Below are 13887 nucleotides of genomic sequence, written 5' to 3' on the forward strand. Positions count from 1 at the left end.
GCCCGCGATGGTGAGGACGGGCACGGGTGGGGCTGGCACGGTTGGGCCAGCCCCACCCGGGCGTTTACGGCTTCCAGGTACCGGCTGTTCTGAATTCGTGCCGGTACTCCAGGACGCCGTTGGTGTCGGCCACGTTGAACACGAGGTTGCCGGTGCGCGTGGTGCCGCTGGTCAGGCCACTGCCGGACGGCAGGGCTGTGCCGCAGCCGGAGAGGGTTCCGGAGATCGCGCTGGTCGTGGTGCCGTCGGCGGCGATCCATCGGAAGTACAGCGGGTTCGTCGAGGCGGTGCCCATGGTGACGCTCACGTTCACATCGGCGATCACGTACAGACCCTTGCTGGGCTTGAAACCGTTCGCCCTGCAGGCTGTGGTGGATGTGCTGAACTTCGTCACGGTGATCTCGATGGTGCCGCGGCTGTTGTCGATGACCATGGTGTCCCCGACCGACATGTTCTGGGTTTCGCCGTCGGTGGACGGCCGAGCCGACGATGGGGTGGGGACTGGCGGCCGCCCGACGCCCCGGGTCACGTCCGGGGTGGGTAGGGCCTCGGACACCTCGTCCGCGGCACGGTTCGCGCCGATGACCACCGCCGTGATGCCGCCCGCGCAGCACAGCAGGGCGAGGACGGCCGCGGTCACCGCGACGATGATCACGGTCTTCTTGGAGTTCTTCGCTGGCGCGGGCGGCGGCATGATGGGCGGGTAGCCCGGCCCGCCGGGCGGCGGCGGGTACTCACCGCCGGGCGGCGGGTACCCACCACCGGCCGGCGGGTACGGGCCGCCGTCGGCCTGCGGGTACGCGCCGCCAGAGAACGGCGGCTGCTGCGGGTACGCGCCGCCAGAGAACGGTGGCGGCTGTGGGCTCGCCGGTGCCGACCACGGGTTGGGCGGCACGGGGGCTTGCGGGACCGTCGGGTCAGCGGCGGACTGCGGCTGCGGTGTCGCCGGGAACGGTTGGGTCGGCGGCTCCGGGCTCGGCTGCTGGGCGTCCTGCGGCCCGAAGGGGGGCTGGGGGTGGGTCACCGTACTCCTTGACGCCTCGGTACACGTGGTTCGGGAACCCGCCGACGCTACCGTGCGTCGCCGACGAGGTGATCTCCCCGCCGGACCCGTCCCACGGTTGACGTGTGGGAGGCGACAGATTGGCCAGTGTGGACGGCGTGCGAGGTTAGCGCAGCGTGAGCACGGCGGCGGTGCGGACCAGCCCGTCGACGACCACGAACCGACCGCTGACCGATGCTGGTGGGTCGTCGACCGTTGCCGCGTCCACCCGGGCCTGCGCGATCCGGGCCGTGAACGTGCCGGCGTCCGGATCAAGTTCGAGCCGGGCGTCGTGGAAGTCCAACCAGCTCCCGACGACCGGATACCAGACCTTGTAGACCGTCTCCTTGGCACTGAACAGCACGATCGGCCAGGAGACGCCAGCGGGCAACCGGGCGCAGCTCGCCTCCTCCTCGGGCAGCAGCACGAGTCTGCGTACTCCCGGATCGACCTCGCGGTGCTGCTCCGCGTCCATCCCGACGGACCTGATGTCGGTGGTGTGCGCCGCCGCGGCGGCGCAGTAGCCGGTGGTGTGGGTGATGGTGCCGACCACCCCGGACGGCCAGACTGGCGCACGGTCGGCGGCGGCGGGCACGGCGGTCGGTGGCAGACCGAGATCGGTCAAAGCCCTGCGGGCGCAGGCTCTTCCGGCGGTGAAGTCCCGCCGACGGGTCTGCACGGCCCGCTCGCCGAGGCACGCCTGCTCGGCGGGGAGCAGCTCGCCGGTCCAGTCGTCCGGCCCGGCGACGGCCACCGCGACCGTAGACGGCAGCAGGTCACGCATCGGTGCGTCCTACCGATCGGTAGAAATGGAGCATCTCGTCAAGCGTCAACTTTCCGACTCTCACGACCGGAGAAAGTACCGCAAAGATGTAACACCGGAGGGACGCGTCGCGCCTCTCTGATGGCTCCGGGGGGACCACCATCAAACACTGGCCGGCACGGCAGCCGCCAGTCCCTTGGACATCTGGAAGGACGTGCGATGACCGATGGTGCGGAACGGCCGGGGGTGCGGGCTGACGATCACGTCCCGAAAACCCCCTGCTGGAGCTGCGGCTCCTGCGGTGACGAGTGGCCGTGCGCGACGAAGCGCAGCCGGCTGCTGGCGGAGTACGGGGGTGACCGGGCGATGCTCAGCGTCTATCTGGGCTCCTGTCTCGCCGCCGCCACGGAGGACCTGCGCGCCGCCCCGGTGATGTCGCTCCAGGACCGGTTCATCGGCTGGTTGCCGCGCGGCACTCGGCGTAGCTGAACCGCCGGTGGCCCCGCCGCCGGGCGGGGCCACCGGCGGGGCCGGGCGGAGTTCAGCGACGCCGAGGCCGCCGGGTCACCGCGAAGCCGACCACGCCAGCCACTGCGGCGAGCACGCCGCCGATGCCGGTCCAGACCCAGCGCGAGCCGAGATCCGGCAGCCAGTCCGCGGGCGAGTCACCCTCGTCTGCGGCCTCCGGGTCCACCGGGGGTACGGCGTTGAGCACCGTGCCCGCCTTGGTGTTCGGCACCAGCGGTGCGGCCAACTCACCGTCGTCAGCTGAGGCGCCCCGGTCCGCGATGGTGCCGACCAGCAGGTCCACGTCGACCGGCGCACCCAGATCCGGCTCGGGCAGGTCGATCACGGAGAGCCGGATGACGTACGCGCCGGGCAGTGGATCGGCCGACCAGGGCTCCGCCCACGGCCGCACCTCGCGCAGTGTGCAGCCCAGCGCCACGCTCGACGCCTGCGCGTCCACCGTCGGGGTCTGCGCCCCCGCGGTGCACGCCTGGCGCCGGCGCAACCCGTCGAAGACGTCGACCGTCCAGGTGGAGGCGCCGCTGCGGCCCTTCGGGAAGGTGACGGTGGCGTTGATCTCGTGCACCTGACCGGCCGTCGCCGGGAACGACCAGTAGAGGTGGTCGCCGATCGAGGCGTCCACCCGTACCGGTTGTCCGGCGGTGATCGGTGTGGCGGTGAGGAACGACGTGCCGGCCCGGTTCACCGGCGTGGCACCCGGGGAGGGGGTCGGGGCGGCGACGGCCGCGGCGGGGAGTAGCGCGGCCCCGCCTGCGGCGAGTAGCGCGGCCAGCGACCGGAACAGTGCGGTATGCATCAGTTCTCCCTCCAGGTGGCGACCCACCAGCGGGTGAGCAGGCCGGCGAGCAGACCGGTGATCAGCCCGGCAACGGTGAGCAGGGCGAGCAGCACCCAGCCCCGGCCGAGGTCCGGTCCGTCCGGTGCGGGCGCGGCGGCGACCACGTCGACGGTCAACTCCACCGGCATTCCCGGGGTCGCCGCGGTGCCGGGGCGCGGGGCGAACGAGTTGCTCACCACCAGGCAGACGGTGGTGGGTTCGATGACCGGTGCGGAGGTTTCCTCAGCTTTCGCGGCATCCTCGTCGTCGGCGGTGGCCGACCAGCGCAGCCCGGCGGAGAGCACATCGGCCCGCCCGCTGCCGGCGTCCGCGCCTCGCACCAGTTCCCGGCCGTCCGCCGTGGTGGCCCGCAGCAGCACCCCGTAGTCGCGGTTCATGGGTCGGTCCAGCGCCATGCTCACCGAGGCCCGCAGCTCCTGCCCGGGGCGTACCGGCACCCGGTAGTAGCGGTGCTCGGAGAACGCCTCCCGGTCGGCGTAGACGCCGGGGGCGAGCAGCGGCGCCGAGTCACAGGCGCTCGCGCCGCCGACGACGGTCGGGGCGCGGGTGTGCGTGTCGCCGGCCCGCTCGACGAGCTGTTTGATCCGGTCGGTCAGCTCCTCGGCGCTCTGCGCGGCGGTGTAGGTGCCGCCGGTCGCGCTGGCGATGCAGAGCAGCTGCCGGCGGACCTTCTCGTCGGGTGCCAGGCCGAGGGTGTCGACGACCAGGCTGGTGCCCTGGGCGGCCAGCTCACGGGCGACCTCGCACGGGTCCGGCGGGGCGCAGGTGTCCTCGCCGTCGGTGATCAGCACGATCCGCCGGGTGGTGGCCCCGCTGCCCAGATCCTGTGCGGCGGAGCGCAGTGCGAGGCCGACCGGTGTGAACCCGGTCGGCCGCAGCGTCGCCACCGCGGCCTTGGCCGCGGACCGGTCCACCGGACCGACCGGCACGATCTGCTGCGTGTCCTGGCAGCCGACCTTCTTGTCCTTGCCGCGGTAGGTCGCGCCGAGCACCCGGATGCCGAGCTGGGTTTCCCCCGGCAGTGCGTCCACCACCTCGTTGAAGGCCTGCTGGGCGACTGCGATTCGGCTGCGTCCGTCGATGTCGGCGGCGCGCATCGAGCCGCTGACGTCGAGCACCAGCTCGACCCGGGGCGGCTCGGCCACCGGCTCCTCGTCGGCCTGGGCCGGGGCGGGCCCGGCCAGTGCGGTGGTCGCCAGCAGTCCGAGAAGGACAGCCGTCGATCGTTTGAAGTTGATCACGGCCCGCAGTGTAGTGAGATCCACTTTGGATGATCGTTTGGGTGGCCGGGGTTCCACTCCGGGGGCCTGAAACCAGGTCGGCGACCGCCTCTGACCGGCCGTTTCCGCGCTCTGGGTCCACGGCGGGTCACCCTCGGTCAACTGTTGGAGGGGAGGCGTCGGTCCGGCCAGCATTCGTCGGAAATCTGACCCAAGTCGACCCGTTGTGCCGGTGGTGCGCGGTGGTTAAGCTCTTCATGCGCGCCCCAATCGCCCGCTTCCCCCGTGGCAGGCGATCGGGGCGCGCGTCTTTGTCAAACGGGCCCGCACGCTTCAAGCGTGCGGGCCCGTTTCCGTCGCGCTGTGCGGCGCGTCGCCTGTCGGTGCTTATATCCACCGACCGTCGAGCCACATTCGGGACAGCCAGTCCGAGTACGGAATCAGCTTGCCGACGAAGATCGGATAGAAGTACGCGAAGCAGAGCGCCACCAGCAGCACGTACGCCCCAGCCGCGATGCTGCCCACCAGCCGGCGTTCGTAACCCGGGTCGCCGGGCACCAGAGGCGCCATCTCACCCACGTCACCCCCGGTGGGGGCGATCAGCGCGCCCAGTACGTACACCACGGCCAGGACCAGGAACGGCAGCGCCGGAGCGGTGTAGAACGAGAACATCGTCCGACCGTCGAGGGCGAACCAGAACCAGGGCAGCAGCCCGGCCGCCACGCTCAGCAGGATCGCGCCGGCCCGCCAGTCCCGGCGGGCCACACCCAGCCAGGCCAGCGCCACCAGGGCGGGCAGGAACGACCACCAGAGCAGCGGAGTGCCGAGCAGCAGGATCTCGGAGGCGCAGCTCGGCGCACCGCAGGCGCCGTCGCCGGACCAGTGGAACGCCACCGGGCGACCGAGCAGCAACCACTGCCACGGAAACGACTGGTATTTGTGCGGCTCGTCGAGCGTGGAGTGGAAGCCGTACGCCGCCCGGTGGTACTCGAAAAGGTTGATCAGCGGGCCGATCACCGGGCGGTCACTGAGCGGGGCGCTCGGGTAGTTCGACGCGAGCCGGTAGTAGCCGTCGTCGGTGAGCAGCCAGCCCGACCAGGTGGCGATGTAGGTGCCGACCATGAGCACGCCGGCGAGCACCAGCCAGGGCAGTTCGTCGAGCAGGGTGTCGCGCCAGGGCCGGCGGACCCCCGCCGAGCGGCGGACGCCGACCTCCCAGAAGAGCACCAGCAGCGCGAAGACCGGTACGAAGTACAGTGCGCTCCACTTCACCGCGCAGGCGCAACCGAGCAGCACCCCGGCTGCCAACCGCCACCACGGCCAGGTGCGCCACCCGGTCGGCGGTCGGCCGGCACGGCCCGGCTGGCTCGGGTCGAGCCCGTCGTCCAGCGCCCGCGCCCAGCGACGGCGGCGGGCGTCCCGATCGAGCACCAACGCGCCGAACGCGGCCAGCACGAAGAAGAGCAGGAAGATGTCGAGCAGCGCCGCGCGGGACAGCACCAGGTGGAAGCCGTCCAGGGCGAGCAGCAGACCGGCCGCGCAGCCGAGCACTGTCGAGCGGAACATCCGTCGACCGATGCGGACCAGCAGCAACACCGACAGGGTGCCGATCACGGCCGCCGAGAACCGCCAGCCGAACTCCGGCGCGGTGGTGATCAGGTGCCCGGGGACGGAGACCTTCGAATCCGCGTCCTGATATCCGAAGGCCCACTCGCCGAGGCCGATCAGCCACTTGCCCAGTGGTGGGTGCACCACGTACGACGGGCCGTTGTCCTTGTAGTTCCACTCGACGCCGCGGGCGATCAGCCCGTAGGCGTCCTTGGCGTAGTACGTCTCGTCGAAGATCTTGCCCTTCGGGCTGGACAGCCCGACGAAGCGCAGAATCGCCGCGATGGCGACCACCACGGCGGTGGCTATCCAGGAGAACCGGTCCAGTTGGGTGTCGACGGTGGCGAACCGTCGCCGGACCACGGCGGACACACCGCCGCCACCGGCGCGCGGTGCGGTCGGCTCCTGGTCGGGGCTGGGCTCGCCCGTCACGTCGACCATTTTTGCAGGGTCGGCGCTCGGGCTCTGCGCTGTCGACGCACTCGTCACCCGGCGATCGTAGGCTGCCAACGTGTCCAGTGGCGCCCGTCGTCTCTGATACCGGTATTCGCTGTCGATGAAGGAGACGATTTCGTGGGTGAAATGTCCGAAGCTGGGCGCCTGATCCTGCTCGGTGCCCCGCTCGGCAACCCCGCCGACGCCTCGGCCCGATTTCGGGAGGTGCTGAGCAGTGCCGACGTGGTGGCTGCCGAGGACACTCGCCGGCTCACCCGGCTGGCCCGCGATCTCGACATCACCGTCGGCGGTCGCATCGTCTCCTACTTCGAGGGCAACGAGGAGCGGCGCACCCCCGAGCTGGTCGAGGTCATCCTCGGCGGGTACGTGGTGGCGCTGGTCACCGACGGAGGGATGCCGAGCGTCTCCGACCCTGGCTACCGGCTGGTCCGGGCCGCATTGGAGGTCGGGGCGCCGGTCACCGTCGCTCCCGGGCCGAGCGCGGTCACCACCGCACTGGCTGTCTCCGGGCTGCCCTGCGACCGGTTCTGCTTCGAGGGCTTCCTGCCCCGCACCCCCGGTGCCCGCCGATCCCGGCTGCGCGCGCTCGCCGCCGAGGAACGCACCCTGGTCTTCTTCGAGGCCCCGCACCGGATCGGTGCGGCGCTCACCGACCTGGCCGACACGTTCGGCGCGGACCGACCTGCCGCGCTCTGCCGCGAGCTCACCAAGACCTACGAGGAGGTGCTCCGCCGCCCCCTCGGCGAGTTGGCCCGGTGGGCCGCCGACGGGAACCCGCGCGGAGAGATCACCCTCGTGGTGGGCGGGGCGCCGGTGACCGCCCTGGAACGCCCCGACGACGACACCCTGCGGGCGGCGGTCGCCGAGCGGGAGGCCGCCGGCCGGTCCCGCCGGGACGCCATCACCGAGGTCGCCACGGAGTACGCACTGCGCCGCCGGGACGTCTACACGATCGTGCACAGCTGACCGAGGCTCCCGGCGGTGGTGGGGCTCACCAGGCAACGGGCTCACCAGGCAACGGGCTCACCAGGCGGCGGCCAGGAAACCGACGGTGATCAGCACCGGGCCGGCGATGGCGGCGGCCACCGCCCAGCGGCGGTGCCGGCGGCCGGGCAACCGGGCCGACCCGGTCCACCGGACGATGCCGGCGGTGCAGCCCAGCACCACCAGCAGGCCGGGCAGCCAGCGCAGGTGCCGGCCCACGCCGGTGTCGGCGTACGCGGTGCCGCCGTCCGGACCGGTCATCCGCGCCGGTAGCGCCGTACCGGGCGCGTCGCCTCCGGCGGGCACCCCGCTGACCCGCACGCCGTGCACCATGAACCGCCCGTCCTCCGCCGTGAAGATCCCCCGGCACCGCTGGTTGAGCCCGCCGCCGGTGCAGTCGTCGATCACCACCGCGCCGATCCGGGCGTGCCCGACCGCGAGCCAGAACGGGCCTGCGCTGACCCAGGCGAAGAAGGCCACGACCAGGCTCAGCGCCACCAGCGCGGCGAGCCCGGGCAGCGGTTCAGGCGGTCGGGCCGTACGGCTCGGTGCCCGACGCCCCGCCGGGCGGGAGTTGCGGTCCCGCTCCGGCGCCGGGTCCTCCCGGACCGGGGTGCCGTCCCAGTGCACCTGCTCGATCGGTGCCCAGAAGGCACCGTCGTCGTCCGGCGTGTCGCCGTCGGGCTGGCGGCCCCGGTTCCGGCGACTCTGCTGCCGGACCGGCACTCGACGCGGCACCGCGTCCACCGGCGCCCCGGTGGTCGGCTCCACCTCGACGGTTTCCGCGGCGGCGGGTGCCGAGCCGACCGTCGGGCCCGGTGCGCCGGGCCGGGCCGGGCTGGGTACGGGTGCCGCCGGGGTCGGACGGGCCGGGGTGGGCGTCGGCGCGGCTGGCGTGGGCCGGGCCGGGGTGGCGGCGAGTTCCGCGGAGCCGTCCCGCCGCGGCGTGGCCGCCCGCCCCGGCGGCGCGGACTGCTGCTCCGCTGGCCGAGCGGCGGCGGGCCCTGGCGTGGGACTCGGTCGTGCGGAACCCGGGTCGGCGTTGGGCACCAATCGCGGCTGGGGTGCGATCCCGGCATTCCGGGGCGCGGCGGATCCGGGCCCGGGGTCATCGCCGACCGCCGGCCCGGTGGGACGGTCCTCGTGGCCCCGTGCCGCTCGTCTGCCAGTCACGACGTTCATTGCACACCGGTCGTGGAGGCGGAACGGGCAGCTGAGCCGCGTGTCGGCGACAAATCGGACCAATGGGCGGGGTGGTTGGCCCGGTCCGCCGGCCCGGCACCCCCTATTGGTTCGCGGACGCCCCGGACGGGTCACTAGGCTTGCTGCTCATGAGTCACGTTCTCGCGGCAGTGGCCTGGCCGTACGCCAACGGCCCCCGCCATATCGGCCACGTCTCCGGTTTCGGCGTTCCCTCCGACGTCTTCGCCCGGTACATGCGGATGGCCGGCCACGACGTGCTCATGGTCTCCGGCACCGACGAGCACGGCACCCCGATCCAGGTGCAGGCCGACGCCGACGGGGTGACCCCGCGCGAGCTGGCCGACCGGTACAACAGGGTGATCGTCGAGGACCTGCACGGCCTCGGCCTCTCCTACGACCTGTTCACCCGCACCACCACCCGCAACCACTACGCCGTGGTGCAGGAGCTGTTCGAGGGGATGCACCGCAACGGCTACATCGTGCCGAAGACCACCATGGGCGCGATCTCCCCGTCCACCGGGCGCACCCTGCCCGACCGCTACATCGAGGGCACCTGCCCGATCTGCGGGTACGACAGCGCCCGCGGCGACCAGTGCGACAACTGCGGCAACCAGCTCGACCCGATCGACCTGATCGATCCGAAGTCACGGATCAACGGGGAGACCCCGAAGTTCGTCGAGACCGAGCACTTCTTCCTGGACCTGCCCGCCCTGGCCGACGTGCTGCGGCAGTGGCTGGACACCCGGGAGGGGTGGCGGCCCAACGTGCTGCGGTTCTCCCGCAACCTGCTCGACGACCTCCAGCCCCGGGCGATCACCCGCGACCTGGAGTGGGGCGTACCCATCCCGCTGGACGGCTGGCGCGACCGGCCCGACAAGCGGATCTACGTCTGGTTCGACGCGGTGATCGGCTACCTGTCCGCCTCGATCGAGTGGGCCCGCCGCACCGGCGACCCGGAGGCCTGGCGCAAGTACTGGTCCGCCGACGGCGAGGGTAAGGACGCCCGGTCCTACTACTTCATGGGCAAGGACAACATCGTCTTCCACTCGGTGATCTGGCCGGCGCTGCTCTCCGGCTACTCCGGCGAGGGCTCCCGGGACGGTGAGCCGGGCGAGCTGGGTCGGCTCAACCTGCCTACCGAGGTGGTCTCCAGCGAGTACCTGACCATGGAGGGACGCAAGTTCTCCTCGTCCCGCAAGGTGGTCATCTACGTCCGGGACTTCCTGGAGCGCTACGACGCCGACGCGCTGCGCTACTTCATCGCCGCCGCCGGCCCGGAGAGCAACGACACCGACTTCACCTGGGCCGAATTCCTCCGCCGCAACAACGACGAGCTGGTCGCCGGCTGGGGCAACCTGGTCAACCGGTCCGTCTCGATGGCGGCGAAGAACTTCGGGACGATCCCGCCGGTCGACCCGGCCGGCCTCACCGAGGCCGACGAGGCGCTGCTCGCGGTGGCCCGGGCCGGTTTCACCACGGTCGGTGACCTGATCGGCCGGCACCGGCAGAAGCAGGCGATCGGGGAGGCCATGAAGGTGGTTGCCGAGGCCAACAAGTACCTCTCCGAGCAGGCGCCGTGGAAGCTCAAGGACGAGGCCGACAAGCCCCGGATGGGCACCATCCTGCACGTCGCCCTCCAGGTGATCAGCGACGCCAACACGATGCTCACCCCGTTCCTGCCGCACTCCGCGCAGCAGGTGCACGAGTTGCTCGGCGGCACCGGCGTGCACGCGCCGATGCCGGTCATCGAGCAGGTCGACGACCTGGACGGCGGTCCGTCGTACCCGGTGCTCACCGGGGACTACACGGTCGGCACGCGCTGGGAGTCGGTGTCGATCGAGGCGGGTCGGCCGCTGGCGACGCCGAAGCCGGTGTTCCGCAAGCTCGACCCGTCGATCGTCGACGAGGAACTGGCCCGGCTGGCCGAATGAGCGCACGACGCGCGGCGGCAGGGCGCCCTACCGCCGCGCGTCGTCACATCGCGTACCGGGTGTCCATCACCTGGTCGTCGGTCACCTCGGCGCCCGGAGCCCAGGCCTCGTAGACGCCACGTTCGTGGCACTGCGCGCCGGTGGCGACCACCGCGTCCGGGTCCGGGTAGCGCAGTCGCATCCGCAGCCAACCGGCCTCCTCCCGCAGCACCAGGCACGGCACGCCCCGCCACTGGGCGAACCGGAGCCGGCGGGCCACCGCATCCACCGGGTACCGAGCCGCCCGCGTCATCGCCAGCACCCGGAACCCGCCCGGCAGGTCGGCCACCGCTTCGTACTCGTTGTCGCCGTGTACGCCGACCAGTTGGGTGGAGCGCGGCGCGTCCCCGTTCGGCACGTACTCCTGGTCCGGGGAGAGGCCCGGCACCGAGGCCAGCAGATGCCGCCACTGCGGGCCTACCATCCGCAGCCACCCGCGCTGCTCGGCCTGGTAGGTGTAGAGCACCACCTCCACCCCCTCCGCCGGGTAGGCGATCAGGGCGGCGTTCGCCGGCATCGGCAGGTCGGCGAAGTCCCGGGTGATGAACTCCGGGATGAGCTGACCGTTGCTCGGCACGAAGCCAGTGCCCAGCACCGGTGGACCGACCCGATCCCGGGACGCCAGCGAGGTCAGGCCACGGTGTGCCTCGCCCACCGGCACGTCGTAGTCGCCCGGGTCGGACGCCCGCCAGCGCAGCGCGTACGCCACCTCCGGGCCGTCGCGGCCGACCTCACCGTCGGAGCGCAGCACCGTCGTCGTCACCGGCGTACGCAGATGCGCCACATCGTGCTCGCGGTAGCAGAAGCCGTGCGGCAACCAACCCCGTACGTAGCCGGCGACCTGCTGGGCGGAGAGCACCTTCACCATCCGGGTGCCCCGCCGGACCACCGCCGACGCACGCGCCACGGCCAGCATCGGGTCACTCGCCGCCGCTGGCTGCTGGCTGAGCTGGTGCAGGTACGCCCAACCCCGCTCGCGGTGCGCGGGCATCATCAGCGGCGTCTCCGGCTCGTCGACCGGCTCCGTCGCCCCGTGCACCGCGGTCACCTCGGTGACGTGCACGAACCGGCGCCACGGCAGGGCGCTGCCCGGTCGGGGCGCCCACTCGAAGCCGGCCACCTCGTCGGTGCTGAACAGTTCGTAGGCGGCGCCTCGGGCGATCTCCTCGGCCGGGTAGACGCCGCCCCCGAACGCCACACGCAGCCCGGTACGTTCGCCGGCGGTGCCGCCGACCTGGGGGGTGACGTTCATGCCGTCACCTCCCTCTGCTCGGTGAGATGCGGGCCGTCACGGCCCGGTGGCGCACTCGGTCCACTCACGCCGCGACGGTAGAGTCGCGCGGCGTAGTCGAGGTGAACGTCGGGTGGCGGGCGGATGGACAAGCCCGGTGTGTGATGCTGTCGCTGATGAGCGAGCCCACTGAATCCCGTCGAGAGCGTGCCGCCCGGCGGGCCGGAGAGTTTCCGCCCGCCCCTGAGCCGTTGCCCCGGCCGGTGCTGGACAGCCACACGCACCTGGACATCACGGTCAGTGAGGCCGGTGTGCCCGGCGGCGGGTCGGCCGACGACCCGGTTGCCGTGACGATCGCGCTGGCCACCAAGGTGGGTGTGGACCGCCTGGTCCAGGTGGGGGTGGACGTCGCCTCCTCGCGGTGGGGCGCGGACACCGCCGACCGGCATCCCGCCGTGCTGGCCACCGTGGCGCTGCACCCCAACGAGGCGCCCCGGCTGACCGACCTCGACGAGGCGCTGCGGGAGATCGAGTCTCTCGCCGCCCGCGACCGGGTCCGGGGGATCGGCGAGACCGGAATGGACTTCTTCCGCACCGGCGACGAGGGGCGTGCCGCGCAGGAGGCGAGCTTCCGGGCGCACATCGCCATCGCCAAGCGGTACGGCAAGGCGCTGGTCATCCACGACCGGGACGCGCACGCCGACGTGCTGCGGATCCTCGACGACGAGGGCTCCCCGGACACTGTCGTGCTGCATTGTTTCTCCGGTGACGCCGACTTCGCCCGTGAGTGCGTCCGCCGCGGCTACCTGCTCAGCTTCGCCGGCACCGTCACGTTCGGCAGCGCCACCGCGCTGCGCGAGGCTGCCGCGCTCACCCCCGTGGACCAGATCCTGGTGGAGACCGACGCCCCCTATCTGACCCCGATGCCGCACCGGGGCCGGCCGAACGCGTCGTACCTGATCCCGCTCACCGTCCGCTCGCTCGCCGCGACCACCGGCACCGACCTCGACGAGCTGTGCGCGGCCATCTCCGCAACCGGCGACCGGGTCTTCGGCCCGTGGTGAGCCCGGCCCGGCGGTCGGCCCCGACGATGTCGTTACGCTTCCAGCCATGACCGGTCTCCTCGGCCCGGCGGAGATCCGGGAACTCGCCGCCCGGCTGGGCGTCGCGCCCACCAAGAAGCTGGGCCAGAACTTCGTGCACGACCCGAACACCGTGCGCCGGATCGTCACGGCCGCCGGCCTGACCCCGGACGACGTGGTCCTGGAGGTCGGCCCCGGACTCGGCTCGCTGACTCTGGGGCTGCTGCCGGTCGCCGGGCACGTGCATGCCGTGGAGATCGACCCGGTGCTCGCCGGCGCGCTGCCGGAGACCGTCGCCCTGCACGCCGGGGCGGACGCCGGCCGGCTCACCGTGCACCGCGCCGACGCGCTGCGCATCGACGCCGCCGAACTGGCCGAACCCCCGCCGACCGCGCTGGTGGCGAACCTGCCCTACAACGTGGCCGTGCCCGTGGTGCTGCAGCTGCTCGCCAAGCTGCCCACCCTGCGGCACGGCCTGGTGATGGTGCAGAAGGAGGTCGCCGACCGGCTCGTCGCCGGTCCCGGCTCCAAGGTGTACGGCATCCCGTCGGTCAAGCTCGCCTGGTACGCCCAGGCCCGGAGCGCCGGCCGGGTGCCGCCGAACGTGTTCTGGCCGGTGCCCAACGTCGACTCCGGCCTCGTCGCCTTCACCTGCCACGAACCACCCCGTACCGACGTACCCCGGCAACGGGTCTTCGCCGTGGTGGACGCGGCGTTCGCGCAGCGACGCAAGACGCTGCGCGCCGCGCTGGCCGGCTGGGCCGGTGGCGCGGACCGGGCCGCCGCCGCGCTCATCGCGGCCGGCGTCGACCCCGGCGCCCGGGGGGAGTCGCTCACCGTCGAGCAGTTCGCCGCCATCGCCGCGTCGGCTCCGGCCGGTACGCCGGCCGCGAAGTAGGCTGACGCCGTGCCCGCCGAGGACGCTGAGGAGCTGATCGTGGCCAAGCCGTTCGACATTCGCC

General features: G+C 72.4%; 12 protein-coding genes. 5 read left to right on the forward strand and 7 right to left on the reverse strand.

Translation table 11 applies throughout. From position 1 onward, the window contains the following. Nucleotides 1-64: 64 nt before the first annotated feature. Nucleotides 65-1024, reverse strand: coding sequence for a hypothetical protein (locus tag ABZS37_RS26920; RefSeq protein WP_355173391.1), 960 nt, complete (start codon nucleotides 1022-1024; stop codon nucleotides 65-67). A gap of 145 nt (nucleotides 1025-1169) precedes the next feature. Then, entirely contained in the window at nucleotides 1170-1826 is a 657-nt protein-coding gene (locus ABZS37_RS26925; protein ID WP_355173393.1) for a 4'-phosphopantetheinyl transferase superfamily protein, read from the reverse strand. 198 nt (nucleotides 1827-2024) lie between these two features. Between ABZS37_RS26925 and ABZS37_RS26930 the strand changes: the two genes are divergently transcribed. Continuing rightward, a complete protein-coding gene (locus ABZS37_RS26930) occupies nucleotides 2025-2294 on the forward strand; it encodes a hypothetical protein (RefSeq protein ID WP_355173395.1) in 270 nt (89 codons plus the stop codon). Nucleotides 2295-2346: 52 nt separating this feature from the next. On the opposite strand, the gene ABZS37_RS26935 is transcribed toward ABZS37_RS26930, so the two are convergent. The 3 genes from ABZS37_RS26935 to ABZS37_RS26945 form a co-directional block, all read right to left on the reverse strand. Further along, nucleotides 2347-3129 carry a peptidase gene (locus ABZS37_RS26935; RefSeq protein ID WP_355173397.1) on the reverse strand — a complete coding sequence of 261 codons (783 nt, stop codon included), beginning with the start codon at nucleotides 3127-3129 and terminating at the stop codon, nucleotides 2347-2349. Continuing rightward, nucleotides 3129-4412 (reverse strand): VWA domain-containing protein, encoded by a 1284-nt coding sequence (locus tag ABZS37_RS26940; RefSeq protein ID WP_355173399.1) that lies wholly within the window; start codon nucleotides 4410-4412, stop codon nucleotides 3129-3131. Before ABZS37_RS26940 ends, ABZS37_RS26935 begins: the two co-directional genes overlap by 1 nt. 366 nt (nucleotides 4413-4778) lie before the next feature. Further along, the gene (locus ABZS37_RS26945; RefSeq protein ID WP_355173401.1) at nucleotides 4779-6440 is read right to left on the reverse strand and encodes a phospholipid carrier-dependent glycosyltransferase; all 1662 of its coding nucleotides are present in this window, start codon (nucleotides 6438-6440) and stop codon (nucleotides 4779-4781) included. A gap of 132 nt (nucleotides 6441-6572) precedes the next feature. On the opposite strand from ABZS37_RS26945, the gene rsmI reads away from it, so the two are divergent. Beyond that, nucleotides 6573-7421 carry a 16S rRNA (cytidine(1402)-2'-O)-methyltransferase gene (gene rsmI / locus ABZS37_RS26950; RefSeq protein ID WP_355173403.1) on the forward strand — a complete coding sequence of 283 codons (849 nt, stop codon included), beginning with the start codon at nucleotides 6573-6575 and terminating at the stop codon, nucleotides 7419-7421. A gap of 57 nt (nucleotides 7422-7478) precedes the next feature. Here rsmI and ABZS37_RS26955 read toward each other — a convergent pair whose 3' ends face one another. Next, complete coding sequence (locus ABZS37_RS26955) at nucleotides 7479-8489, reverse strand: hypothetical protein (protein WP_355173405.1); 1011 nt, start codon at nucleotides 8487-8489, stop codon at nucleotides 7479-7481. A 281-nt stretch (nucleotides 8490-8770) separates the two neighbouring features. On the opposite strand from ABZS37_RS26955, the gene metG reads away from it, so the two are divergent. After that, nucleotides 8771-10573 (forward strand): methionine--tRNA ligase, encoded by a 1803-nt coding sequence (gene metG, locus ABZS37_RS26960; protein ID WP_355173407.1) that lies wholly within the window; start codon nucleotides 8771-8773, stop codon nucleotides 10571-10573. A 43-nt stretch (nucleotides 10574-10616) separates the two neighbouring features. On the opposite strand, the gene ABZS37_RS26965 is transcribed toward metG, so the two are convergent. Continuing rightward, nucleotides 10617-11864, reverse strand: coding sequence for a hypothetical protein (locus tag ABZS37_RS26965; RefSeq protein ID WP_355173409.1), 1248 nt, complete (start codon nucleotides 11862-11864; stop codon nucleotides 10617-10619). A 143-nt stretch (nucleotides 11865-12007) separates the two neighbouring features. Between ABZS37_RS26965 and ABZS37_RS26970 the strand changes: the two genes are divergently transcribed. Together ABZS37_RS26970 and rsmA are read left to right on the forward strand one after the other, a co-directional pair. Beyond that, on the forward strand, nucleotides 12008-12907 hold the full coding sequence (locus ABZS37_RS26970; protein ID WP_355173411.1) for a TatD family hydrolase: 900 nt from the start codon (nucleotides 12008-12010) through the stop codon (nucleotides 12905-12907). A gap of 46 nt (nucleotides 12908-12953) precedes the next feature. Further along, nucleotides 12954-13823 (forward strand): 16S rRNA (adenine(1518)-N(6)/adenine(1519)-N(6))-dimethyltransferase RsmA, encoded by an 870-nt coding sequence (gene rsmA / locus ABZS37_RS26975; RefSeq protein WP_355173413.1) that lies wholly within the window; start codon nucleotides 12954-12956, stop codon nucleotides 13821-13823. Nucleotides 13824-13887 lie beyond the last annotated feature (64 nt).

Origin of the sequence: Micromonospora sp. NPDC005413 (assembly GCF_040606435.1) — a bacterium.
In the GTDB taxonomy this organism is placed as follows: domain Bacteria; phylum Actinomycetota; class Actinomycetes; order Mycobacteriales; family Micromonosporaceae; genus Micromonospora.

Excerpts from the sequence above, each read along its gene's own strand:
- ABZS37_RS26925 (WP_355173393.1), bottom strand. The coding sequence starts at position 1,826 with ATGCGTGACCTGCTGCCGTCTACGGTCGCGGTGGCCGTCGCCGGGCCG.
- ABZS37_RS26930 (WP_355173395.1), top strand. The coding sequence starts at position 2,025 with ATGACCGATGGTGCGGAACGGCCGGGGGTGCGGGCTGACGATCACGTC.
- ABZS37_RS26935 (WP_355173397.1), bottom strand. The coding sequence starts at position 3,129 with ATGCATACCGCACTGTTCCGGTCGCTGGCCGCGCTACTCGCCGCAGGC.
- ABZS37_RS26945 (WP_355173401.1), bottom strand. The coding sequence starts at position 6,440 with ATGGTCGACGTGACGGGCGAGCCCAGCCCCGACCAGGAGCCGACCGCA.
- metG (WP_355173407.1), top strand. The coding sequence starts at position 8,771 with ATGAGTCACGTTCTCGCGGCAGTGGCCTGGCCGTACGCCAACGGCCCC.
- ABZS37_RS26965 (WP_355173409.1), bottom strand. The coding sequence starts at position 11,864 with ATGAACGTCACCCCCCAGGTCGGCGGCACCGCCGGCGAACGTACCGGG.
- ABZS37_RS26970 (WP_355173411.1), top strand. The coding sequence starts at position 12,008 with ATGCTGTCGCTGATGAGCGAGCCCACTGAATCCCGTCGAGAGCGTGCC.
- rsmA (WP_355173413.1), top strand. The coding sequence starts at position 12,954 with ATGACCGGTCTCCTCGGCCCGGCGGAGATCCGGGAACTCGCCGCCCGG.